The organism is Mycobacterium sp. 050272 (assembly GCF_039023525.1).
Classification (GTDB): Bacteria; Actinomycetota; Actinomycetes; order Mycobacteriales; family Mycobacteriaceae; genus Mycobacterium.
Genome location: NZ_JBCHKV010000006.1, coordinates 137,402 through 161,309, shown reverse-complemented (window position 1 = coordinate 161,309; position 23,908 = coordinate 137,402). Strand labels below are relative to the sequence as shown.

The following is a 23,908-nucleotide window of genomic DNA, read 5'->3' as shown; positions in this document are numbered from 1 at the left end:
GGCAGAGGCCGGCGTAGCCGGCAACAAGTCAGTGCACTCCGTTTGGCAGGTCCGGAGTGGGCAGCGCCTCTTCCGAGGCACGCAGGACCTCCCGCAACGCCGGGTTGGTGTCGCCCTCTCGCCAGGCGAGCCTGGAGTATGTCGGCGTCCGGCCCTCCTCCAACGGAACCACGGCGATGCCGTCCTGGATCACGTTGGCGACCGCGACGTCGACGGTGAAGGTGATTCCGACACCGGCTGCCACCAGCGCCATCACGGTCCAGGAGTCCGGGGCGGTCTGCACGATGTTCGGCGGGTAGCCGGCGTCGTGGGCCGCGCGGGTGAACGCGTCGCGCAGGCTGGATCCGGGGTCGGCCGGCAGCGCGACGAATGCCTCGTCGCGGCACTGCGCCATGCTCACCAGGTTTCGCCCGGCAAGCCGATGCCCCTTCGGGACTACGAGCACGTAGTGCTCTACGGTGACGATCCGGTGCGAGATCGCCGACGGTTCCACGGTCCAGCGCACGATCGCGAGGTCGAGACTCCCGTCGATCACCGAACGTAGCCCCTCGGCGGCGTATGTGGTGCTCTGCAGGCTCAACTCGATGCCGGGGTGGCGCTCGCGAACGAGCCGGCCAAGCTGACCCACCAGGAGGTGCGACGACGGGCCGGCGAAGCCCATTCGGACGCGCCCGGTCTCACCGCGGCCCGCCGATTGCACGGCGCGCCGCGCGACACGGCAGCTCTCGAGTGCCTGCCGTGCAGGATCGAGCAGGGCCTCGCCGGCACTGGTGAGCCGTACGCTGCGGGTCGTGCGCTCAAAGAGGTGAGCTCCCAGGTCGCGCTCCAATTGTTTGATGGTGCGGCTCAATGGGGGCTGGGCGACATGTAGCCGTTCGGCCGCGCGGCCGAAGTGCAGTTCCTCGGCGACCGCGAGGAAGGCCTCGATGTGGTGCAGCTCCATAGCCGGCAACTCTTGCACAAGCGGCAACAATACATGCTCAATTGGGTATTGGACGCGCAAAAGACGATAGGTAATCCTGACAGCTGTGACCGCTGACCTGCTTCCGCTCGACGGCTTGACCGTGGTCGCTCTCGAGCAGGCGGTGGCAGCACCCCTGGCGACCCGGCACCTTGCCGACCTCGGCGCGCGGGTGATCAAGATCGAGAGAGTCGGTGAGGGCGACTTCGCACGCCATTACGACCAAGCCGTGCGCGGCCTCGCCTCACACTTCGTCTGGCTGAACCGAGGAAAGGAGTCGGTGGCGCTGGACCTGAAGTCGGCTGAAGGAATAGCCCTCGCACACCGACTCATCGCCCGGGCCGATGTATTCGTCCAGAACGCAGCCCCGGGAGCAGCCGAACGGCTGGGCCTCGGCGCCGAGGATCTGGTTGCCTGCAACCCGCGGCTGGTGGTCGCAGCCATCACCGGATACGGCACGGGCGGTCCGCTGCGTGACCGCAAGGCATACGACATGCTGGTCCAGGCTGAGGCGGGCCTTATTTCCGTCACGGGCACCCCGGAAACCGCCACCAAGACCGGGATTCCCAGCGCAGACATCGCAGCCGGCCTCTATGCATGCCAGGCCGTGTTGGCCGCCGTTTTTCGTCGGGAACGGACCGGACGAGGCGGAGTGGTCGACATCTCCATGTTCGATGCCACGGTGGAATGGCTGGGCCACCCGATGTACGTCTGGCTCTACGGCGGTCGCCAGGTCCCCCGGATGGGCCTCAGCCATGCCGCAATCGCGCCATACGACGCCTATCCGACCGTGGACGGCCAGATTCTTATCGGCGTCCAAAACGACCGCGGCTGGCGGGCTTTGGTGCGCGACGTGTTCGACCGACCCGACCTCGCCGATTGTCCGCAGCTCGCCACCAACCTGCTCCGCGTCGCGCACCGCGAGGAGTGTGACCGCGTGGTCGCGGGTGAAACCCGCCGCTTCCGCACGGCGGAGCTTGACGCCCGGCTCGCCGCAGCTGGCGTACCCGCCGCCCAGATCAACGACATGGCCCGCCTCGTCGCGCACCCGCAGCTGGTCGCCCGGGACCGCTGGCGGCAGGTGGATACGCCTGCTGGTCCGGTCGACGCGGTATTGCCGCCCGTCTCGTTTCGCGATGTCGAGCTGCCGATGGGGCCCGTCCCTGCACTCGGAGCCCACACCGAGGCGGTGCTCGCCGAGCTGGGTGTGGACGAAGCGAGCGTCGATCGCTTGATCGTAGACGGCGTCGCCGGGCACCGCCCGGCCGACGTCTCCTTTCCCAATGCCTGAGCCCGCCGATCAGTTGAAGGGGTCGCACCATGGAATCCGAGGAATTTGCATTAGTTCTGGACGCCGTCCGAACGTTCGTCCGAAAGGACGTCGTCGCGGCCGAGGACGAGATAGAGGAGACGGATCGAATTCCCGACCGGATCCGGGCGAAGGCCGCCGCCATGGGTCTGTTCGGATTTGCCATCCCGCAGCAGTACGGCGGGCTCGGGCTCTCGATGTCCGAAGAGGTCCGGCTCGTGACCGAGCTGGGCTGGACCAACCCGGCCTTCCGGTCCATGTTCGGCACTAACAACGGCATCGCCGGACAGGTCCTGGTCAACTGCGGCACGCAGGCGCAGCGGGACAGGTACCTGCCCGGTCTGGCCAGTGGCCAACTCGTCGCGGCTTTCGCGCTTACCGAGCCGGAGGCTGGGTCCGACCCGAGCGGGATTAGGACGCGCGCGGTTCGCGAGGGCGATGAGTACATCGTTACCGGCCAGAAGCGATTCATCACCAATGCGCTCGACGCCGACGTCCTTATGGTGTTCGCGCGCACCGGCGACACCGTCGGAGGCACGAAGGACATCTCGGTCTTCGTTGTGCCGACCGACATCCCCGGCGTCAGCGTCGGCCCCAAGGACGCCAAGATGGGTCAGCGGGGCACATCTACCTCCGAGATCTTCTTCGATGGCGCTCGAGTACCCGCCGTCAACCTGGTGGGGGAGGTTGAGGGCGAGGGTTTCTCGGCAGCAATGCGCTCCTTGGCCAAGGGCCGGCTGCACATCGCCGCCCTGTGCGTCGGCTTGGCGCAGCGGTTGCTGCACGAGAGCCTGAAGCACGCAACGACCAACAGTCAGGGCGGGCAGAAGCTCGCGAGTTTCCAGCTGATCCAGGCGATGCTGGCCGACAGCCAGACCGAGGCCTACGCCGGACGGGCGATGGTCCTCGAGGCGGCGCGCAGCTGGGACGACGGCAGCGACCGGCGCCTCGCCCCGTCCAGTTGCAAGCTGTTCTGCACCGAAATGCTCGATCGGGTCGCCGACTGGGCGCTACAGATCCACGGTGGCATGGGGTACATGCACGGAGTACCGGTCGAGCGGTTTTACCGAGACGCCCGGCTGTTCCGCCTCTACGAAGGCACCAGCGAGATCCAGCGCCTGATCATTGCCAACCAGCTCGTGCGGGGTTTCCAATCGTGACGTCCGGGCCCCGGTGAGAAGGCCGGCCCGGGCTCGCCGAGATCCGGTCGCACCGTGTGGGTCGGGTGCAATGGTCAGCCGCCGCTGGTGTTGGTGGACATGTGGTCGGGGCAGTCGATGTGGAGGGAACGAATCTTGCGGTACAGCGTGGTTCGCCCGATCCCAAGTAGTGCCGCCGCCTTGGAGCGATTGCCATTGGCTTCCTGGACGGCGGCAAGGATTGCGTCGCGTTCGGCTTTTTCATAGCCGGTCAGCTGACGTTTGCGCGCCGCGTCCCTCAGGCTCAGAGGCAGATTCTCAAGCTGGACAAGCCATCCTGGCCTGGTGGCCGCAACGTCGACCATCGCCTGTCGAAGCTCTCTGATATTTCCTGGCCACGGGCAGGCCATCAGCGCCTGTCGGGGGGCGGATGCCAAGGTGGTGCCAGGCCGCATGCCGTCCAGGCCGGAGAGGATGGCCTCGGCGATTGCGGGTATGTGCTCCTTCATGTCGCACAGGTTGGGCAGGGTGACAACGGTCGCCGCGCCCTTCACCAATTCGGCGACGTGATCGCTCGCCGCTCGCAGGTCGACGGTGAGCAGCAGTCGACCCGTCTCGCCGCCGGCTGCGGTGGTCACCGCGGTCAGCGCCTTTATCTTGTCGACCGACCCCGGGTCCAGCAGTTCCAGGTGACGCACGATGACGTGGCCGCCGCGCGACAGCACATCGGTCGCATCCGCCAACCACCCGGTGTCGTGCTCGGCCACCAGCGCGGCGACGTCGACTACCCGCGTGGGGTGCTGCGGGGTGGCCTCGGCGATTTTTCGGGACAGGTGGTACTTCCCGGTGCCGGCCCGACCATCGATCGCGATCGTCCTTGAAACCCGAAGTGCGTACTGCAGCCGCTCGTCGATCGCCGGCAACGGATGCAGGAACCTGCCCGTTTCGGGTTCACGTCGGCGAGTTGCCCGCCTGGTCGTCGAATCTCGACTGAACTCCAGCCGGTAGGCATGCCCCGTGGGGTCGGTGAGCCGCTCGGCCACGGCGAGCACGCGTCCGCTGGGCAGGTCGAGTTCGATGGTTCGCGGCTCGCCACCCCAGCTCTGGGTCGTCACGGCCTCCCACAGCAATGGGTGGTGCTCCGGCGTGACGAACCCAAGACCGGCGGTGTTGGAAACAACCGCGTCTGGGGTCAGTACGACCGTCGGCGCCCGGCCCGATGCACCGGCCTTGGGGTTCAGTGCGGCGAAAAGGGCCCTGTTGCGCCCTCCGTCCAGGTCGGCCATCACCTGTTCGATTTGCCGGGCGGCGTTCACCGCCAGGGTCAACATCATCGGGTTGGTGGCTTCAACCGAGCAGGTCAGCGCGATCGAGCCGAGGACGCGACCGGCCGGGGCCATCCGGATGGGTGCGCCAGCGCAGGTCAGTGGCTCCAGCAGCTCGTTGAAGTGCTCGCCGCCGCGGACGAAGAGGGGGGTCTTCTCCTCGAGGACCGTACCGATACCGTTGGTTCCCACGGCACACTCGGAGAAGTCGAACCCCTCGGCGGCACACGAGCCGTCGAGCTTCCTTCGCTGCACGGTGCCGGCCGCCCGCCGGGACAGAATCCGCCCCTTGTGGTCGCTGAGAAAGACCGCCACACCGAGCCCGTCCAGGTCCGCCTGCAGGCGATCGAGCACGGGATCAGCCGACCGGCACAGCAGCTCGGATCGTCCGTCGGCCTCGAGATGCTGAAAGGCGATCCGACCCGTGGGCACGCCCTGGCTCGAAGACCGGCGCCAGCTGCGCATGATCGATTCCCGGACTGTGCCCGACACGTCGACGTGGTGTTCCACGCCTTGATCCAGCAGCCACTCACGGGCCGCTCGCAAGCGGTCCGGCTCGGAAGGCCTCTCCATCGTTCCTCCGAGGACTCACGGGACTCACGTAACTACCGTCAGGCGCCCGGTCCGCCGAGGGAATCGCCCCGCCAACCCCTTCTTGAGCGAGCCGTGCCGGCGCGTCCGCAACAACGCCGGCGACAAGCCTACCGCCCAGGCTGGTGATTTCGGGCGGCCTTTCGGTCCTCGCGGCGGGTCGGCCAGCTCTGGAAGCCGGAAACGTGTGGCTGTTGCCGCCCTGTTTCAAATCGGAACAGTCGTCGATGTTGCGCCGCTCGCACACTGTACTTCGGTCGTCCACGTCACAACACCCGGACAACTGTGATCCGAAAGGCAACGCTCGTGACTGTCTCTCCCGAAGCTGGCTTCCTCGAGGCGCTCTACCGGGACTGGACCAGCCGCATGGCCGCCGACCCGCAAATGTCCATTGCGATGCTGCGCAGCATGTTCGACGAGTGGCACCAGCCGACCAAGGAGCCCGAAGCCGTAACGTACCGCTCGGACGTCATCGCCGGCGTCGAGGGCATCTGGGCATTGCCGCTCGGCGCGGACACGTCGACGGTGATCCTGTACACCCACGGCGGCGGCTTCGCAGTCGGATCTGCGGCCAGCCACCGCAAGCTCGCCGGACACCTGGCCACCGCGCTCGGGACGGCAGCGTTCGTCATCGACTACCGGCGAGCGCCCGAGCATCCATTCCCGGCGCAGATCGAGGACGCCACGGCGGTGTACCGCGCGCTGCTGGACAGCGGCGTCGCGCCCGAGAGCATCGTCACCGCCGGAGACTCCGCCGGCGGCAACCTGGCCATCGCCATGGTGCTCGCGCTCCGCGACGACGGCACGCCGCTGCCCGGCGCGGTGATCGCCCTCTCGCCCTGGCTTGACATGGAGTTCGCCGGCGAAAGCTTGGACACCAACGCGGCCACCGACGGCCTGGTCAGCCGGCAGGTTCTCGAGGGGATGTCGGCGATGTTCCTCGGCGAGACCGGCAAGCCGGACGATCCGCACGTCAACCCGTTGTACGCCGACTACGCCGGTTTCCCGCGGCTATACATCAGCGCCGGCTCGGTGGAGACGTTGCGAGACGACGCGACCCGACTGGCCGATCGCGCTACGGCGGCGGGCGTCGAGGTGACGCTGTCGGTGGTCGACGGCATGCAACACGTGTTTCCTTTCCTCGCCGGCCGCGCCCCGGAGGCCGACGCCGAGGTCGTCCGGATCGGCAGTTGGTATCGCCGCTGACCCTCGCGGCGGATCGACTCGGACGGACACACTCGGGCTCGAAGTAAACAGAAGGAACGAACGATATGACCACTCACCATGACGCGATCGTGATCGGCGCGGGCTTCGGCGGGATGTATGCCCTCAAGAAGCTGCGGGACCAACACGGCTTGAACGTGCGGCTCTTTGACAAGGCCGGCGGCGTGGGCGGCACCTGGTACTGGAATCGCTACCCCGGCGCGCTGTCGGATACCGAGACGTTCGTCTACGGCTACTCGTGTGACAAAGACTTGTTACAGGAGTGGGACTTCGACAGCCGCTACGTCACCCAGCCGCAAATCCTGCGTTATCTCGAGCATGTCGCCGACCGCTGGAACCTGCGGCCCGACATGCAGCTCAACACCGCCGTCGTAGCGGCGCATTTCCACGAAAGCGACAACCGCTGGCACGTCAGGATCGACACCGGCGAAATGCACACCGCGAAATACCTGGTCACAGCGGTGGGGCTGCTGTCGGCCACCAACCTCCCCGACCTCAAGGGCATCGACACCTTCAACGGCGTCTACGTGCACACCGGCGAGTGGCCGGCCGACCTCGAGCTGGCCGGCAAGCGGGTGGGTGTGATCGGGAACGGATCCACCGGGGTCCAGGTCATCACCGCGATCGCGCCCGAGGTCGACCATCTGACCGTGTTCCAGCGCTCGGCCCAGTACACGGTCCCTGTGGGCAACGGACCGGTCTCCAAGGACTATGTCGCCGACGTCAAGGAAAACTACGAAGCCATTTGGGAGCAGGTGCGCAACTCGGTCGTCGCCTTCGGCTTCGAGGAGAGCACCAGACCTTTCGAGTCGGTGTCGCCGGAGGAGGGGCAGGCGATCTTCCAGCGAGCGTGGGAGAACGGCGGCGGCTTCCGGTTCATGTTCGAGACCTTCGCCGACATCGCCACCAACGAGGTCGCGAACAAAGCCGCACAGGACTTCATCAAGGGCAAGATCGCCGAGATCGTCACGGACCCGGAAACGGCCCGCAAGCTCATGCCGAAGGATCTCTACGCCAAGCGGCCGCTGTGCGACAGCGGGTACTACGCAACCTTCAACCGTGACAACGTCGAACTCGTTGACATCAAGGAGAATCCGATCGCCGAGGTCACGCCCGCTGGCGTCAGGACTGTCGACGGGGTGGAGCACCAGCTCGACGTGTTGGTCTTCGCCACCGGGTTCGATGCGGTCGACGGCAACTACAAGCGCTTCGACCTGCGCGGCCGCAACGGTGTCACGATGGCCGACCAATGGAAGGACGGACCGTCGAGCTATCTGGGGATGGCGGTCGCCAACTTCCCGAACATGTTCATGGTGCTCGGGCCCAACGGTCCCTTCACCAACCTGCCGCCGTCGATCGAGACACAGGTGGAGTGGTCCACCGACCTGATCGAGCACATGGAGCAGACCGGTTTCTCCGCCGTGGAGCCGACCGCCCAGGCCGAGCTGGACTGGACCGCCACCTGCCGCGAGATCGCCGCCGCGACGCTGTTCCCGAAGGCCCAGTCGTGGATCTTCGGCGCCAACATTCCCGGCAAGCCGAACACGGTCTACTTCTACCTCGCCGGTCTGGGTGCCTACCGCAACGTGCTCTCGGAGTGTAAAGACGCCGGCTACAAGGGTTTTCAGTTCAGCTGAGCGGACCGCAACGCGCAGGGGAGCGGTCCGGCAAGCAGCGATCATCGTCGACTCCCACGAAAGGAGAGGTTCCGGTGTCTCGAACGATCACCGTCGAATTTCCCGGCACAGCACGCAGGCACACGGTGCCCACCGGGTTGCACATCGACGGTGAATGGGTCGACCTCGGCGAAACCTTCGACGTGGTCGACCCCGCGACGGGTCAGCCGTTCGCATCCGTCTCCGACGGCACCGGCGCCCACGCGCGCGCTGCCCTCGATGCCGCCCACCGAGCGCAGGTCTCGTGGGCCGACGTGGCACCGCGCGTCCGTGGCGACCTCATGCACGGCATCCACCAACTGCTCACCGATCGCGCCGACGCCTTCACCGACGTGATGGTGATCGAGGCGGGCAAGCCACGATCCGAGGCCGCGGGCGAGATGGCGCTGACCCTCGATTTCGTCAAGTGGCTGGCAGAGCAGGCGGCCCACGTGCACGGCTCCTTCTCCCGGGCCTCGCGCGGCGATTTCCGGATCATCGCCACGGAACAACCCGTCGGTCCGAGCCTGCTGATATCGCCGTGGAATTTCCCGGTCCTCGTCCCGAGCCGCAAGGCCGTCGCCGCGCTTGCCGCGGGGTGCACGGCGATCATGAAACCCGCGGAGCAGACGCCGCTGACCTCGGCCCTGCTGATGCAGACCATCATCGACGCGGGCGTGCCCGCGGGTGTGATGAATCTGGTCCACACCTCTCGACCGGGGGAGCTGTCGACCGAACTCCTACTTGACCGGCGGCTTCGCAAGGTCAGCTTCACCGGCTCGGTTGCCGTCGGCTCGTTGATGATGCGGCAGGCAGCGCGCAATGTCGTGAGTGTTCAACTCGAACTCGGGGGAAACGGCCCGTTCATCGTCCTCGACGACGCCGACGTCGGGGATGCCGTCGCAGCGGCCGTTGCCGCGAAGTTCCGCAACGCGGGGCAGGCCTGTGTCGCCGCGAACAGGATCATCCTGCAGCGGGGCGTCGCCGAGGAGTTCACCGAGTTGTTTGTCGAAGAGGTGCGCAGGCTGGTGGTGGGACCGGGGCACCGGCCGGGGGTCGATGTCGGGCCGATGATCTCCGAAGCGCAGCGGCAAGCGATCACCGGCACAGTCCAGGGTGTCGTCGGCGCGCAGGCCGATGCGCTGGTGGGCGGTAAGCCGGTGGGCGGCGACGGCTACTTCTTCGAGCCGACAGTCCTGACGATGCGGGACAAGGCTCCAGAGTTTTCCTGCCGGGAACTCTTCGCCCCGGTGGCGCCCCTGTTCGTCGTCGACTCGATCGATGAGGCCGTCGCCTTCGCAAACGACACGCAGTACGGACTTGCCGGCTATCTGTTCACTCGAGACATCTCCCGCGCGATGTCCGTCAGCGAGCGCCTGGACGTCGGCATGGTCGGCGTGAACCGTGGCCTGATGGCCGACCCGGCTGCGCCGTTCGGGGGAGTCAAATCCTCCGGCCTCGGCCGCGAGGGCGGTCACCACGCGCTCGAAGAATTCATGGAGACCAAGTACATCGCGCTCACCACTTCGTGAATCCGCCAACCACTATTCGGAGAGAGAGACCCCACATGACAAACCGCCTCGAAGGAAAAGTCGCGCTGATCACCGGAGCCGCGCGCGGACAGGGGGCGGCCGAGGCCAGGCTGTTCGCGGCCGAAGGCGCGTCCGTCGTGATCACCGACGTTCGTGACGACGCGCTGGTCTCGCTCGAAAAGGAGCTTTTGGACTCTGGGGCGGCAGTGTCGGCCACCCGGCTCGACGTTGCCGACGAGTCGGATTGGGACCATGCGGTCCAACACGCGACCCAGGTGTTCGGTGACCTGAACGTGGTGGTCAACAACGCCGGGATCCTGGACATGGCCGGTGTCGAGGAGACCTCGCTCGAACTGTGGAACCGGATTGTGGCGGTGAACCAGACGGGGGTTTGGCTGGGCATGAAGTACGCCATCCCCTCGATGCGCAGGGCCGGGGGCGGCTCGATTGTGAATGTCTCTTCGATCTACGGCCTGATCGGCAGCGGCGCGGCCGCGGCCTACCAGGCGACCAAGGGCGCGGTGCGTCTGCTCACCAAGACCGCGGCGGTTCAGTACGCATCCGATGGCATTCGGGTGAACTCACTTCATCCTGGTGTGATCGACACCGGAATGGTGGATGAGGAGGTGCCCGCCGACTTTCGACCCGCACTGCTCGCCGCCACGCCGCTCGGGCGGATGGGACGACCCGAGGAGATTGCCTACGGTGCGCTGTTTCTCGCATCGGACGAGTCGTCGTTCGTCACAGGCTCAGAGCTTGTCCTGGACGGGGGATATACCGCCCAATAGAGGCCCCCGGCGGTACCTCGTGCTGACGCATTGTCCCGGGGTTTCGTCGCATGTTTCGATCGGTCCAGGAAGGGTTCTGAGTTCAGTCAAACCGCGTCCGGCGGTGGGCTCAGGGTAACGCGCAATAGGAGGATCAGATGAAGACGAGGGCGGCTGTGTTGTTTGAGGGTGGTAAGCCCTTTGAGATCGTGGAGTTGGATCTTGATGGTCCTCGGGCGGGTGAGGTGCTGATCAAATATGTGGCGGCCGGGTTGTGTCACTCGGATCTGCATTTGACCGACGGGGATCTGGTGCCTCGGTTCCCGATCGTGGGTGGCCACGAGGGTGCCGGCGTCATCGAGGAGGTCGGCGCGGGCGTGACAAAGGTCAAGCCGGGCGATCACGTGGTGTGTAGCTTCATCCCGAACTGTGGGTGCTGTCGGTATTGCGCGACGGGCCGCTCCAATCTGTGCGATATGGGGGCGACGATCCTCGATGGCTATATGCCCGATGGGTCGTTTCGGTTCCACATGGGTGATACCGATTTCGGCGCGATGTGCATGTTGGGTACCTTCGCCGAGCGGGCCACGATTTCGCAGCATTCGGTGGTCAAGGTCGATGACTGGCTGCCGTTGGAGACCGCGGTGCTGGTCGGCTGTGGGGTGCCGACTGGGTGGGGCAGCGCCAATTATGCGGGCGCGGTGCGGGCCGGGGATACCACGGTGGTGTACGGCATCGGGGGGATCGGTATCAACGCGGTGCAGGGCGCCAGGCAGGCTGGCGCGAAGTATGTGGTCGCGGTGGATCCGGTGGAGTTCAAGCGCCAGACCGCGGCCAAGTTCGGTGCCACCCATGTTTTTGCCACGGCCGACGAAGCCGCGGCCAAGGTCGCCGAGTTGACCTGGGGGCAGATGGCTGATCAGGCCATCATCACCGTCGGCACCGTTGATGAGCAGGTGGTGACCGACGCGTTCGACGCCATCGGGCGGGGCGGCACGGTGGTGATCACCGGACTAGCCAACCCGGAGAAGCTGACCGTGCATGTCTCCGGCGGGGTGATGACGCTGTTCGAGAAGACCATCAAAGGGACCCTGTTCGGTTCGGCCAATCCGCAGTACGACATCGTGAAACTGCTGCGCCTCTATGATGCCGGGCAGCTCAAGCTCGATGAGCTGGTTACCAAGCGCTACACGCTCGACCAGGTGAACGAGGGCTACCAGGACTTGCGGGACGGCAAGATCATCCGCGGCGTCATCACCCATGCTGGTTGAGCCCAGTTACGCGTCCAACGTTGCGGACGGTACTGGCTAACCGCCATTGTCTGGTGACGGCATCGCCGTCACGCCGTGGGGTCGGCGAGAATTTCGAGGGTGGGCGTGCGCCGAGGATGCCGGCGGCGCGTCGGTGGGCTCCGGCGCCGCGGTGCCATAGGCGGGATCCAGCGATGAAGTGAGAGACCGGGCGATCTGCTCACCGAGTTCCTCGGGACTGGCGGCGCCCTCGGCTCGGAACCACTTGTAGCACCAGTTCGCGGCGCCGAGGCACATGTTCATGTACACCGTGGCGGTCATCTCCACGAGTACGCCGGGGTGCTGTGCGAGGTGCTCGCGAAGGGCAGCCAGGAAGAGGTCCTCGAAGGCGTGTCGACGTTGCAGCACCTCGGTGAGCAGTTCGTCGGGCAATTCGTGCTCTTCTTCGAAACACACCGTGAGCAGTGCCTGATTGCGGCAGGTGTAGACCACGCGCGACGCGATGAGATTGCGGATTGCTGCCAGCGGGCAGTCCGCCTCGGCGACTGTCTTTCGACCCATCTCCAGACTCTCGTCGAGCATGTTCAGGTAGAGCCGCACCAGCAGTTCTTCCTTGCTTCGGAAGTAGTGGTACAGCGTGGGTTTCGACAGACCGACGGCCGCCGCGATTTCGTTCATCGAGGTGGCGCGGAAGCCACGTCTGCTGAAGATTTCCGTCGACTCGGAGAGCACACGCTGCCGCTGAGCGTCGGCTTTCCTGAGCGACGCCTTGTACGGTGCGCTCCGCGCCATGTCTGCTCCTGTCTGCCGAGTGTGCGGCGGGATTTCCACGGTAACTCCCGCAAGGGTTGACAGGGCGGCCGTCTCCGACGAAAATTCGACCGTCCGGTCGGTCCAATTTTACGAGGCATGCGATGGCGTGGGAACTCGACGATGATCACGCGACTTTCCGCGAGGTGTGTCGCGACTTCACCGATCGGGAGGTCCGTCCGCTGGTCGACACCGCCGAATCCGGTGGCGTTTTCCCCGCCGAGCTGTGGAAACCGCTGGGTGCCGCCGGCCTGCTGGGTCTGCTGACGCCCGAGGAGTTCGGCGGCTCAGGCGGCGACGCGCTGGCCGTCGCGATCCTTGCCGAGGAACTCACCCGCGCAAGCGGCGGCATCGCGGTGACCGCCTTGGTCAGCGCCTACATGGCGGGCCCTCACCTGGTCCGCAACGGCACCGACGAGCAGCGGCAACGCTGGCTTGCTGCACTGGCCGCAGGTGAAGCGGTGGCCGCCATCGCGGTCACCGAGCCGGGGACCGGGTCCGACGTCGCGGGCATTACCACACGGGCCCGCCATAGCGACGACGGCTGGGTGCTCGACGGGCGGAAGATGTTCATCACCAACGCGGGCCTGGCCGACGTGATGATCGTCGCCGCCCGCACCGGCGGGCCGCGGCATTCGGGCATCACCCTATTCGCGGTTGAGCGTGACACCCCGGGCTTGGCGCTGGGCCGGCCGCTGCGCAAGATGGGCTGGCACTCCTCGGACACCCGTGAGGTCATCCTCGATGGGGTCGCCGTGCCTGCCTCCGCCGTCGTCGGTGCCGAGAATCGCGGCTTCCACCAGATCATGCAGGGATTTCAGCTGGAGCGAATCGCCCTGTCCGGGATGGGCCTGGGACATGCCGCTGAGTGCTTGGACCTGGTCCGGGCCTACGTGCGCGAGCGGGAGGTCTTTGGCGCTCCGTTGGCGCACCTGCAGACGGTTCGACACCGAATCGCGTTGATGGAAATCGAACTGGAGGCGGCCCGGTTGCTGACCTACCGGGGCGCGGTGCGGCTCGATTGCGGGCATCCCGAGGCGGGGTCATCGGTGGCGCAGGCGAAGTACCTCGCGGCGGTGGCGGCCAACCGGATCGTCGATGAGGCTGTGCAACTGTTCGGCGGCGCCGGCTTTGTCGAAGAATCGCCGATCGCCCGGCACTACCGCGACGCCCGGATTCTGCGGATCGGCGGCGGCACCGACGAGGTGCAGCTGGAGATCCTGACCAAAGCGATGGCGTCGTGACGACGACCGCCACCGGAGTGTCAACCGTGGACACCAGCGGTGTGTCGACCGGCCGGGATGTCGCGGCCGCCCTCGACCAGGCCCGCCGCGGCGGGGACTGCACCCGCTGGCCGGAAAAGCTGCCCGTGCGGGAGCGTCTGGCGGTGCTGTTCGACCCGGGGACGTTCGTTGAGGACGGCCTGTTGGCATCTGCTGCTGACGCTGGGTTGCCGGCCGATGGGGTGATCACCGGTGTCGGCCGCGTGCAGGGCCGTCCGGTCGCCGTGATCGCGCACGACTTCACGGTAAAGGCCGGTTCCTGGGGGGCGTTGACCTGCGAAAAGCAGATCCGCATCCTCGAACGGGCTGATCGAGACCTGCTTCCGGTGGTCTATCTTGTCGATTCCGCGGGCGGGCGGCTGACCGATCAGATGGGGTTTTTCCCGGGCCGCCGCGGCGCGTCAGCGATCTTTCACATGCAGGTGCGGCTGTCCGGGCGGGTGCCGCAGATCTGCTGTCTGCACGGGCCGTCGGCTGCCGGCGGCGCCTATATGCCCGCCTTCTGCGACTGGGTTGGCATGGTCAACGGGAACGCATCGATGTATCTGGCCAGCCCGCGTGTCGCGGAGAAGGTCACCGGCGAGCGCACCACGCTGCAGGAGATGGGCGGGGCGATGATGCACGCGACCGTCTCGGGGTGCGGCGACGAGGTGTTCGACAGCGACTGGGAGGCCATCGCGGCGGCCCGGCTGCTGTTGTCGTATCTGCCAGACGACTTTCGCGCCCCGCCCGCACGACGCGAGGCCGCTGAGCCCGAGCGGCCGCTGGGAGACCTGGTTCCCGAAGACCCCAACACCGCCTACGACGTCCGCGACGTGATCGACGGTATCGTCGATCGCCGGTCATTCTTCGAGATCAAAGCCCGCTGGGCGCAGGAGATGGTGGTCGGCCTGGCCCGGCTGGACGGCCGTGTCATCGGCATCGTTGCGAACCAGCCGGGTGTGCGCAGCGGGGCGATCTTCGTGGACTCCGCGGACAAGGCGGCGCGGTTCATCTCGATGTGCGATGCGTTCGGCATCCCGCTGGTGTTCCTGCACGACGTTCCCGGCTTCATGGTCGGCGTCGAGGTCGAGCGCCAAGGCATCATCCGGCACGGCGCCAAGATGGTGGCCGCGATGTCCTCAGCGGAGGTGCCCAAGTACACCGTCGTGCTGCGCAAGGCCTACGCTGCCGGCTACTACGCGATGTGTGCCCCCGGCTTCGAACCCCGGGCCACTCTGGCGTTACCGACGGCCACCATCGGAGCCATGTCCGCCGAGGCGTCGGTGAACGCGGTGTACGCCAACAAGATCGCCGCCATCGCGGACGAGGATGAACGCGCCACGTACGTAGCCGCCCGTACCGTCGAGCAGCGGGCCGACGTCGACCTGTTCCGGATGGCCAGCGATCTCGTGGTCGACGCCGTCGTCGGCCCGGGTTCGCTGCGCGCCGAGCTGGCCACCAGGATGGTCGACGCCGACCGCTGGACCCGGTCGTCGCGACGCCGCCATCACCTGATCAGCCCCGTGTAGCCGGCTATCCGTCTCGGAGGACAACGATGTCGCAGAGCAAAACTCAGGGCACCCCGGCCAACGCCTCGTCCGACCCGCTGGCCCAGCTCATCGCCGACCCGCTGCGCCCCCTTCCGTCGGCGTGGGTCCGCCCGGAGCGGGTGGCCGAGTTGGAGCGCGCCCGGTCCTTCGTGACCGCCGACGACTACTGGGAGTGGGTGGCGCGCCAGCAACGCTGGTCACAACCCTGGCACACCGTACGCACCGGCGACATCTCCGATTTCCGCTACTTCGAGGGCGGTCGGATCAACGTCGCCGACAACTGCGTGGACCGGTGGGCCGAGCAGCCAGCCACCGCGCAACGGACCGCGGTGATCTGGGAGGGCGAACCCGGCGACGTCCGCACATTGAGCTACGCCGAGTTGGCCGACGAAGTCTCGCGGCTGGCGGCCGGCCTGCTCATGCTCGGCGTGCGCAAGGGCGACGTCGTGGGCGTCTACATGCCCAACCTGGTCGAGGCGTTCACCACCATCCATGCGTGCAACCGGATCGGCGCGATCTACACCGTCCTGTTCTCCGGGTTCGGCGAGGAGGCGGTCGCGTCGCGGCTGCAGGCGGCGCGCGCCTCGGTGGTGGTGGTGGCCGACGCGAGCTACCGGCGCGGCCGGCTGATCCCGCTGCTTTCGACCCTGCGCTTGGCCCGCACGCGCGCTCCGTCCGTGCGCGCCACGGTCGTGGTGGACCGGACCGGCAACCGCGTCGCGCTCCAGGCGGGCGAGCATGGTTACGACGCAATCCTGAAGGCCGGTGCCGCGGGCACACCCCCAGTGCCGCTCGACCCGAACGAGCCGTCGTTTCTGATCTTCACCAGCGGCACCGAGGCCAAACCCAAAGGCCTGGTGCACACCGTCGCCGGTTTCCTTCTGGGCGCTTGGGCGAATGCCCACTGGCAGGTCGGCTACGAGCCCGATGACGTGTACTGGGTGGCCGCCGATGTCGGCTGGCTGACCTTTCCGATCCAGGCCGTCGTCGGCGGGCTGGCCTGCGGCATGACCATCGCCTGTTACGAGGGCGCCCCCGACACCCCGACCGCCGCCCGGTTCTACGAGATCTGCCAGCGGCATCGAGTCACCAAAATACTCGCCGCACCGACGTTCGCCCGGATGCTGCGCAAGTTCGGCGACGACCTGGCCGCCGAACATCCTCTGGGGCTGAAGCTGATCACGATGCAGGGCGAGCCGCTCGACGCCGACACCTTCAACTGGACGACGGAGACCTTCGGCGTGCCGGTGGTGAACGCCTACGGCCAGACCGAGACCGGCTCGACCTGGACCTACCCGGTTTATGGAGTGGAGGCATCGAAGGCCGGTTCGGTTGGTACCCCCGCCCCGGGTCACGAGTACGCGGTGGTCGATCGCAACGGCGAGCCCGTCCCGCCGGGCGTGAAGGGGAACCTGGTGCTGACCGCCCCGTTCCCGACGCTTTCGCGCACCGTGTGGGATGACCACGAGCGCTACTTGACCACCTACTTTTCCGAATTCCCCGGCCGCTACGCGACCCATGACGAGGCGGTCGTCGATTTCGACGGGCACCTGTGGGTGCTGGGCCGCGCCGACGATGTCATCAACGTGGCCGCACACCGCATCTCGACGATGGAGATCGAGGCCGTCATCACCGCGCACCCCGGCGTCGTCGAGGCGGCGGTCATCGGAGTACCGCACGAGACCAAGGGGACGGTGCCGGTCGCGTTCGTGACGCTCGGCCATGACGTCGCGCTCGAGGACGTACGGGAAGACATCATGCGCCGCGTCGTCGACGAACTGGGCGGCTACGCCCAGCTGGATCGCGTCTACCTCACCGAATCGATGCCGAAGACACGCACCGGCAAGACGATGCGCCGGTTGTTGCGCGACCTCGTCGTGCACGGGAAGCCCACCGGCGACACCAGTGCCGTCGAGGATCTGTCCGCATTGGACGTTGTCGCCAAGGCGGTCCGAAAGTGAGCGCCATGCACACCACGCGCTCCAGGACCGCCCAGCAGGGGTGGCGACCAGGCAGCCCGAATTCTCCGCTGACCTCTGTCCGAAAGGTAGGGATCGATGACAGGAACTGATGAGCGCGCGGTGTCCGGCCGCTGGTTCGAAGAGCTCGAGGTGGGGACCGTGGTCCGGCACGCAACCCGGCGCACGGTCACCGAAACCGACAACGTGCTCTTCACGACGATGACGATGAACCCCGCGCCACTGCACCTGGATGCGGACTACGCAGCCTCGACCGAGTTCGGCCGTCCCCTGGTCAACAGCATGTTCACCGTCGCGCTGGTGGTCGGGCTGTCGGTTCCCGAGCTGACCCTGGGCACAATCGTCGCCCAGCTCGGGCTTGACGACGTCAGCTTTCCGAAGCCGGTGTTCCCCGGCGACACCGTGCGCGTCGAAACCGAGGTCGTGGCGGCCCGGCCATCGAGATCGCGGCCCGACGCCGGCCTCGTCGTGTTCGAGCACCGTGCGTACAACCAGCGCGACGAGTTGGTCTGCCGGGCCCGGCGGACCGGACTCATGCACCGGCGACCGGGTGGCCCTCGAGACAAAGGCGTGCAGAACGGGAGCCGCACCAAAACCAGTTGATCCGCCCCGAAGGCGCGGTCGACCGCCTCCGATGTGGTCACCTCGCCGCGATCGCCCGTCGAACAGGAGACGTCCGGTGCTGACCGACGAACCCCCCGAACCGCTAACAACCGTTCTCATCGCCAACCGCGGCGAAATTGCCGTTCGGGTCATCCACGCGGCGCGCGACGCCGGACTGCGCAGCGTCGCCGTGTACGGGGAACCCGACCGTGACGCCCTGCATGTGCGGGAAGCCGACGGGGCCCTCGCTTTGGGCGGCGCCGATTTGGCGTCGACCTACCTCGATCGCGACGCGCTGGTCGGCGCTGCCCTCGCGGCTGGTGCCGACTGCGTCCACCCGGGGTACGGCTTCCTATCCGAGGACGCCGATTTCGCCCAGGCCGTACTCGATGCAGGGCTGGTCTGGATCGGCCCACCGCCCGACACGATTCGCCGGCTGGGCGACAAAGTCGCCGCCCGCAAGATCGCGAGCGACGTTGGTGCCCCGCTGGCCGAGGGGACCACGACACCTGTTCGCGACGCCGCGGAAGTCGTGGACTTTGCTCGGCGCTACGGATTCCCACTCGTGATCAAGGCGGCCTTCGGAGGCGGCGGCCGTGGACTCAAGGTCGTGCGGGACGACGCCGACGTCCCCGAGGCCTTCGCAGCGGCCACCCGCGAGGCAGCTGCTCTATCTGGCCGCGGCGATTGCTTCGTCGAGCGGTTTGTCGACCGCGCCCGCCACGTCGAGGCGCAAGTGCTCGCCGATCTTCACGGAACCGTGCTCGTTGTCGGATTGCGGGACTGCTCCCTGCAGCGCCGCAACCAGAAGCTCATCGAGGAGGCCCCCGCACCCTTCCTCACCCCCGATCAGGAGCAGGCCCTGCGCAGCTCATCACAGCGAATCTGTCGTGCCGCGGGCTACGTCGGCGCCGGCACCGTCGAGTATCTGCTCGGCGCGGACGGCACGCTGTCCTTCCTCGAGGTCAATACCCGGCTACAGGTCGAACACGCGGTCACCGAGGAGAGCACCGGAATCGACCTGGTGGCCGAGCAATTCCGCATCGCAGGGGGGGCCGCGCTCGCAACCGGCGCACCGCCGGCGCGCGCCCACAGCATCGAGTTCCGCCTCACCGCCGAGGACCCCGCCACAGGTTTCCTGCCTTCGCCGGGCACACTCACCCGTTTTCAGCTGCCGACCGGACCGGGTGTGCGGGTCGACTCCGGCGTTATCGAGGGCGACACGCTCGACGGCCGATTCGACTCGATGTTCGCCAAACTCATCGTGACCGGGCGCGACCGCGCCCAGGCCCTCGGCAGAGCCCGCCGGGCCCTCGCCGAAACACGGATCGAGGGAGTGCGCACGCCGGTCCCGGTTTACCGTCAGATCCTCGACCATCCCGCCTTCGCCGGCGAAGTGACGTTCGAGGTGCACAACCGCTGGATCGAGCAACACCTCGATCAGATCGTGGGCGGCGCCGAACCGGCCGGTGACCACCTCAACGTCCGCGTTGGGCGCCAACTGATGTCGGTGCACATTCCCGGCCTGGCAACCCTGGGGGACAGGGCTGTCGCGATTCGCCGCGAATCGGGGCAGCTTCGGCACGCCGACGACGAAGAGGTCGCCGGTGACGTCGTCACCGCGCCCATGAATGGAACCGTGGTCCGGATCGCGGTCGAAGACGGACAATCCGTCGACAAGGGGGATTTGATCGCGGTGGTCGAGGCGATGAAGATGGAGAACCAAGTGCTCGCCCGCCGAACAGGCATCGTGATGTCCACGGCCGCATCGGTCGGCATGACCGTCGCCGCCGGCACCATGATCTGCAAGATCGTGAATTCCTGATCAGAGCCCTGCCCCCGCTGACTTCGGGTGCAGACCCCGTTCGTCCGATCGCGCACCTGACGATGACGAGATTTGCGACGGCGGTCGGTTCAGTGGTGGTATCGACCCGGCGGTTCGGTGACGGCCTTCGGCGTCGCCTCGACAGAGCTCAGCTGGGCGCCCGAAGCCGCCAGCCGGACCAGCCAGTGCGACCATAGCCAGTCCCGTCGCCGCAGCAGGTCATCGTCGGAGCCGAAGCCCGACTCGCGCACGGAGAGCCGACTGCCGTGTGGCCCGTCGGCATGGGTCTCGATGGTGCCCAGCAGCGGTCGCCCCCAATCGGCGGCTTGCCAGCGCACCACGAGCCGCTGCGGCTCGAGCACTTCGAGGAACTCGCCGACGATCTCCGGCCACCCGGACATACTCACCCGGATCTCGCCGCCGACGGCCGGCTCGATGGTCACCTCGGCACCCATCCAGTGCGCTGCCGCGTCTTCGGACACCAGCAGCTCGTAGAGCTTCGGTGCGGACATTGCATAGCGCAGCGACTTATCCAACATCGCCTCGGTTCCGCCGGTCCCCGAATCCGGTGGCGGGCTCGTGTGTGCGGTCACGTCGTTACTCCGTTCGCTCAGCCGGCGCCTGGCCGGTGCGGGTGGTCTTCTGCGCCTTACGGATTGCCGATAGTCTGCCGCTCAATACGACCTCGGCAGGCCGAGCACGTGCTCGGCGATGTAGTTGAGCACCATCTCCTGGGAAACCGGCGCGATCTTCATCAGGCGCGCCTCGCGGAAATACCGCTCCACGTGGTACTCGCTGGCAAAGCCGAACCCGCCGTGCGTCTGAACCGCGCGGTCGGCAGCGAAGAACCCCGCGTCGGCGGCCAGGAACTTGGCGCTGTTGGCCTCGCGGGCACACGGCTGGCCGTGGTCATACAACCACGCTGCCCTGTTAGCCACCTGCTCGGCTGCATCCAGTCGCATAGTGGCCTCCGCCAGCGGGAACGCGATGCCCTGGTTCTTGCCGATCGGACGATCGAACACCACCCGCTGGTTGGCGTAGTCCACGGCACGTCGGATCGACGCTCGCCCGATTCCGATCGCCTCGTGCGCGATCAGGATGCGCTCCGGATTGAGCCCGTCGAGCAGGTGGTGAAACCCCTTGCCCTCCTCGCCGATTCGGTGATCGGCCGGGATGCGCAGGTTGTCGATGAACAGCGCGTTGGAATTGACGGCGTTGCGGCCCATCTTCGGGATCTCTCGGATCTCCACGGCCGACCGGTCCAGCGGTGCCAGAAACAGTGTCAGCCCGTCGATCGGGCGGGCGCACTCCTCGCGGGGCGTCGTGCGGGTGAGTAGCAGCAGATAGTCGGCCTGCTGGGCCTTGGTGATCCACACCTTCCGGCCGTTGACGACGTAGTGGTCGCCGTCACGGCGAGCGCGGGTCGTGATCCGACTGGTGTCGGTGCCCGCGTCGGGCTCGGTCACCCCGAAAGACACGTGCAGCTCACCGGATGCGACCTTCGGCAGCAGCTGCTTGCGCAGCTCGGGGGAGCCGTGCTTGACCACGGGGTTCATCCCGAAGATCGTCAGGTGGATGGCGCTGCACCCGTTCATGGCGGCGCCCGACTCCGCAATCTCCTGGAGTAACAACGACGCTTCGGTGATGCCCTGCCCGCCGCCCCCATACTCTTCGGGGATCGCGATGCCGAGCCAACCGCCTTCGGCCAATGACTGGTAGAACGCGTCCGGGAAGCGGTGGTCCCGGTCGCAGGTGGCCCAGTACTCTTCGTCGAATTGGGCGGTCACCTGGCGCACGCCCTTGCGCAGCGCCTCGTGGTCCGGGTTGGGGGCGAAGTCGATCTCTACCTCCTCAGCCGATGGTCGCGTGGCCTCCGGAGACGGACAGAACCTGCCTGGACACAACTCCTACCCGAGCAAGCGGGACAAACCCATCCCGGTACTCGGTCTCCTGCTGCTTTGTCAGCCATCATTGCCTTCGAGACCTCGCAGCGCGGTATACGTGCAACCATAAGAATTCCCCGGCTCGCAGTGGGGCAGCCAGTCCACTTTCAGGACAATCATTATACAACTAAGCAGCCTGATGGTTAATGGCCACGCGGCGCGCAAACCACCGCGCCCCGGGAGCACCTTGTGGGGGTTCTCGTGGGAGGTTGGTGTCATAGGAGAGACCTCATACTCCGGCCCTCTATTCCGGCCCGTGGCGAGATGCGTCATCCCACAGGCCTGACTCCGCGAGCGAGCGTCGACCGGCGCGCAGCCTGATCGCCAACTGCAGGCGGAAGCACTGTTCGGGGTCGGTGAGATCGACATCCATGACCTCGGCAATCCGGTCCAACCGATAGCGCAGCGTGTTCGCGTGCACGACCAGATCGTGGGCCGCTCGGCGGAGGTTCCCGCCGGTGTTCAGGTAACTGGCAAGGGTCTGCCAGCCGTCGAAGCGCAGTGTCGCCGCCGCTTGCTCCAATCGTCGAATCGGCGCCTCGAACTCGGGGTCGCCCGCTTGGGCACCGGGAAGGAGCAGACGGTGTACACCGATAGCGGCGAAGTCCAGGAACCGTTGGCGCGTGCTTACCGCGAGTTGACATGCATAGACCGCCTGCCGCGCGGAGGAGGCCAGCTCCATGGGGTCGCGCACAGCCGACCCAAGCCCCACGGCGACGGCGCGTTGCTGCATGGCGCCCTTCAGTCGATCCGTGGAGCTATCGTCGGCGTCGACCAACGCGACCACCAGGCCCATGTGCTCGCCGTGCGGGAGGCCCAACGAGTCGAGCATCCTGCCAAGCGCGCCCTCGGAATCGCCACGGTCGTCGGGTCGCGCGGTCGTGGCCGGCACGGCATCGGCTGCTCTGAGCTGGTCCAGAGCAGCCACTCTTGCTCCACGTGACCCCACGAGGTGCTCGATCGCCAGCTTGGCCGAATGCCGACCGAAGGCGCCCTTGGCCAGCAGGCTTACCATTTGCCGGCGGGCCTCCGAGCTCAGTCTCGGCCATGCGGCGCGGTGGGCAATTTCGGCGGCGGCCGCCGGCGCAAGGTGGCGGACCCATTCGATGGCTGAATCCGTGTTCGGCCCGCGTGCTGCTGCCGAAAGGTAGCCCAGCGGTTTCTCGGAGCCAAGCCGTGCGACGATCCGGTGTCCAGCTGCCGGCGTCCCCAGCCGAACCAGTTCGGGGACGCCCGGTTTCAGTTGCTCGGCCAGTCGCCGCAGCCGCCCAGGGGTGACCAACTCGGAGAGCGAAGTGGGGGGCAGGTCAGGTGGGTGCCAGATGACCGGAACGAAATCGGCGTCCTCCACCAGGCATTCGTCGGCGCCGTGCGCCGATGCGACGGCCAGCATCTCGGCAAGAAGGCCATCGGACCCGGCGAGCGCCCCACACACCGCGACGCAGTTCGGGGCACTGGAAGCCGACGGCCGAGGAGTGGACTCCGCGTCCTGGGACAGCGTGCGCAGCCGGCGGGCGACCAGTCGCTCGACCGCGCCACCGCTGGATGTCGAGATGGTGCGCGACATCGCGAGATGGCGTACCTGGGCCGGGTTGTCGAGCTGGTCAAGCAAGTGGTCCAGCAGCACGAGGCGACCCTCCGGCGACCGGGTATCGACCTCGGTTCCATCGATCCACAGGACGGTGTGCTGCAGCAGCGCGGGAAACCCGGCACCAGCGGCGTGGGGTCCCGCGAACAAGCACGTCACCGAGACGGAGCCCGCGAACAGGTCGATGACCCGCGAACACTCGTCCGTGTCAGCGGTGAGTGCGCCGTCGGAAGCCTGCGCATGAACCACCAACACGTGCGGTGTGCCGGTGCCGTGGTCACCGATCCGAATGGCGGCGGCACGGAGTCCGGCCTGGCCGGCTCCTCGATGCAGGAACTCGACCGACCCGCCACCCGGCGTGTCCGCGTGATCTCTTTCCTGCAGTTCGAGCTCGATCTGCGCTTGTTCGATCATCCCGCTGTGCAGGACCAAGACCGGACACCCGACAGCGGCCTCGATCAAATCGGCGGCCCGAGAGGCAACCCTATCCGCCCGCTCGAGGACCGCACGATGGCTGGGCTGCAGCCAAATTTCATGCATATGCACCAATCCAGACATGATTATCGTACGTTCCGCCGATGCGGCGGCCGGT

General features: G+C 66.9%; 18 protein-coding genes. 12 read left to right on the top strand and 6 right to left on the bottom strand.

Translation table 11 applies throughout. The features are described 5' to 3' along the window. Window positions 1-28: 28 nt before the first annotated feature. Window positions 29-943, bottom strand: coding sequence for a LysR substrate-binding domain-containing protein (locus AAHS21_RS14935; protein WP_342928516.1), 915 nt, complete (start codon window positions 941-943; stop codon window positions 29-31). A gap of 85 nt (window positions 944-1,028) precedes the next feature. Here AAHS21_RS14935 and AAHS21_RS14930 point away from each other — a divergent pair, with 85 nt between their 5' ends. Continuing rightward, window positions 1,029-2,252, top strand: a complete 1,224-nt coding sequence (locus AAHS21_RS14930) for a CaiB/BaiF CoA-transferase family protein (protein ID WP_342928393.1) — start codon at window positions 1,029-1,031, stop codon at window positions 2,250-2,252. 29 nt (window positions 2,253-2,281) lie between these two features. After that, the gene (locus tag AAHS21_RS14925) at window positions 2,282-3,430 is read left to right on the top strand and encodes an acyl-CoA dehydrogenase family protein (protein ID WP_342928392.1); all 1,149 of its coding nucleotides are present in this window, start codon (window positions 2,282-2,284) and stop codon (window positions 3,428-3,430) included. A gap of 74 nt (window positions 3,431-3,504) precedes the next feature. On the opposite strand, the gene AAHS21_RS14920 is transcribed toward AAHS21_RS14925, so the two are convergent. Further along, a complete protein-coding gene (locus tag AAHS21_RS14920) occupies window positions 3,505-5,307 on the bottom strand; it encodes a helix-turn-helix domain-containing protein (RefSeq protein WP_342928391.1) in 1,803 nt (600 codons plus the stop codon). Between the two features lie 324 nt (window positions 5,308-5,631). Here AAHS21_RS14920 and AAHS21_RS14915 point away from each other — a divergent pair, with 324 nt between their 5' ends. From AAHS21_RS14915 to AAHS21_RS14895, 5 genes are all read left to right on the top strand, one after another. Further along, window positions 5,632-6,531 carry an alpha/beta hydrolase gene (locus tag AAHS21_RS14915; RefSeq protein ID WP_342928390.1) on the top strand — a complete coding sequence of 300 codons (900 nt, stop codon included), beginning with the start codon at window positions 5,632-5,634 and terminating at the stop codon, window positions 6,529-6,531. A 65-nt stretch (window positions 6,532-6,596) separates the two neighbouring features. Further along, window positions 6,597-8,186 carry an NAD(P)/FAD-dependent oxidoreductase gene (locus AAHS21_RS14910; protein WP_342928389.1) on the top strand — a complete coding sequence of 530 codons (1,590 nt, stop codon included), beginning with the start codon at window positions 6,597-6,599 and terminating at the stop codon, window positions 8,184-8,186. Between the two features lie 74 nt (window positions 8,187-8,260). Continuing rightward, window positions 8,261-9,736 carry an NAD-dependent succinate-semialdehyde dehydrogenase gene (locus tag AAHS21_RS14905; protein ID WP_342928388.1) on the top strand — a complete coding sequence of 492 codons (1,476 nt, stop codon included), beginning with the start codon at window positions 8,261-8,263 and terminating at the stop codon, window positions 9,734-9,736. 35 nt (window positions 9,737-9,771) lie between these two features. Then, window positions 9,772-10,524: a glucose 1-dehydrogenase gene (locus AAHS21_RS14900; RefSeq protein ID WP_342928387.1), complete on the top strand. Its 753-nt coding sequence runs from the start codon at window positions 9,772-9,774 to the stop codon at window positions 10,522-10,524. Between the two features lie 137 nt (window positions 10,525-10,661). Next, complete coding sequence (locus AAHS21_RS14895) at window positions 10,662-11,774, top strand: NDMA-dependent alcohol dehydrogenase (RefSeq protein ID WP_342928386.1); 1,113 nt, start codon at window positions 10,662-10,664, stop codon at window positions 11,772-11,774. Window positions 11,775-11,810: 36 nt separating this feature from the next. Here the strand turns inward: AAHS21_RS14895 and AAHS21_RS14890 are convergent, their stop codons facing one another. Further along, window positions 11,811-12,545 carry a TetR/AcrR family transcriptional regulator gene (locus AAHS21_RS14890; RefSeq protein WP_342928385.1) on the bottom strand — a complete coding sequence of 245 codons (735 nt, stop codon included), beginning with the start codon at window positions 12,543-12,545 and terminating at the stop codon, window positions 11,811-11,813. 122 nt (window positions 12,546-12,667) lie between these two features. Between AAHS21_RS14890 and AAHS21_RS14885 the strand changes: the two genes are divergently transcribed. The 5 genes from AAHS21_RS14885 (at window position 12,668) to AAHS21_RS14865 (ending at window position 19,785) form a co-directional block, all read left to right on the top strand. Then, entirely contained in the window at window positions 12,668-13,807 is a 1,140-nt protein-coding gene (locus tag AAHS21_RS14885) for an acyl-CoA dehydrogenase family protein (protein ID WP_342928384.1), read from the top strand. Beyond that, window positions 13,804-15,357 (top strand): acyl-CoA carboxylase subunit beta, encoded by a 1,554-nt coding sequence (locus AAHS21_RS14880; protein ID WP_342928383.1) that lies wholly within the window; start codon window positions 13,804-13,806, stop codon window positions 15,355-15,357. The genes AAHS21_RS14885 and AAHS21_RS14880 overlap by 4 nt, the downstream gene beginning before the upstream one ends. Before the next feature lie 26 nt (window positions 15,358-15,383). Continuing rightward, the gene (locus AAHS21_RS14875) at window positions 15,384-17,339 is read left to right on the top strand and encodes an AMP-binding protein (protein ID WP_342928382.1); all 1,956 of its coding nucleotides are present in this window, start codon (window positions 15,384-15,386) and stop codon (window positions 17,337-17,339) included. 120 nt (window positions 17,340-17,459) lie between these two features. Beyond that, a complete protein-coding gene (locus AAHS21_RS14870) occupies window positions 17,460-17,960 on the top strand; it encodes a MaoC family dehydratase (RefSeq protein WP_342928515.1) in 501 nt (166 codons plus the stop codon). 76 nt (window positions 17,961-18,036) lie between these two features. Continuing rightward, entirely contained in the window at window positions 18,037-19,785 is a 1,749-nt protein-coding gene (locus AAHS21_RS14865; RefSeq protein WP_342928381.1) for a biotin carboxylase N-terminal domain-containing protein, read from the top strand. Between the two features lie 89 nt (window positions 19,786-19,874). On the opposite strand, the gene AAHS21_RS14860 is transcribed toward AAHS21_RS14865, so the two are convergent. The 3 genes from AAHS21_RS14860 to AAHS21_RS14850 all read right to left on the bottom strand — a co-directional run bounded on the left by AAHS21_RS14860 (window position 19,875) and on the right by AAHS21_RS14850 (window position 23,874). Further along, entirely contained in the window at window positions 19,875-20,378 is a 504-nt protein-coding gene (locus AAHS21_RS14860) for an SRPBCC domain-containing protein (protein WP_342928380.1), read from the bottom strand. Window positions 20,379-20,459: 81 nt separating this feature from the next. Beyond that, on the bottom strand, window positions 20,460-21,626 hold the full coding sequence (locus AAHS21_RS14855) for an acyl-CoA dehydrogenase family protein (RefSeq protein ID WP_342928514.1): 1,167 nt from the start codon (window positions 21,624-21,626) through the stop codon (window positions 20,460-20,462). Window positions 21,627-21,972: 346 nt separating this feature from the next. Beyond that, window positions 21,973-23,874 carry a helix-turn-helix domain-containing protein gene (locus AAHS21_RS14850; protein WP_342928379.1) on the bottom strand — a complete coding sequence of 634 codons (1,902 nt, stop codon included), beginning with the start codon at window positions 23,872-23,874 and terminating at the stop codon, window positions 21,973-21,975. Window positions 23,875-23,908: the final 34 nt, after the last annotated feature.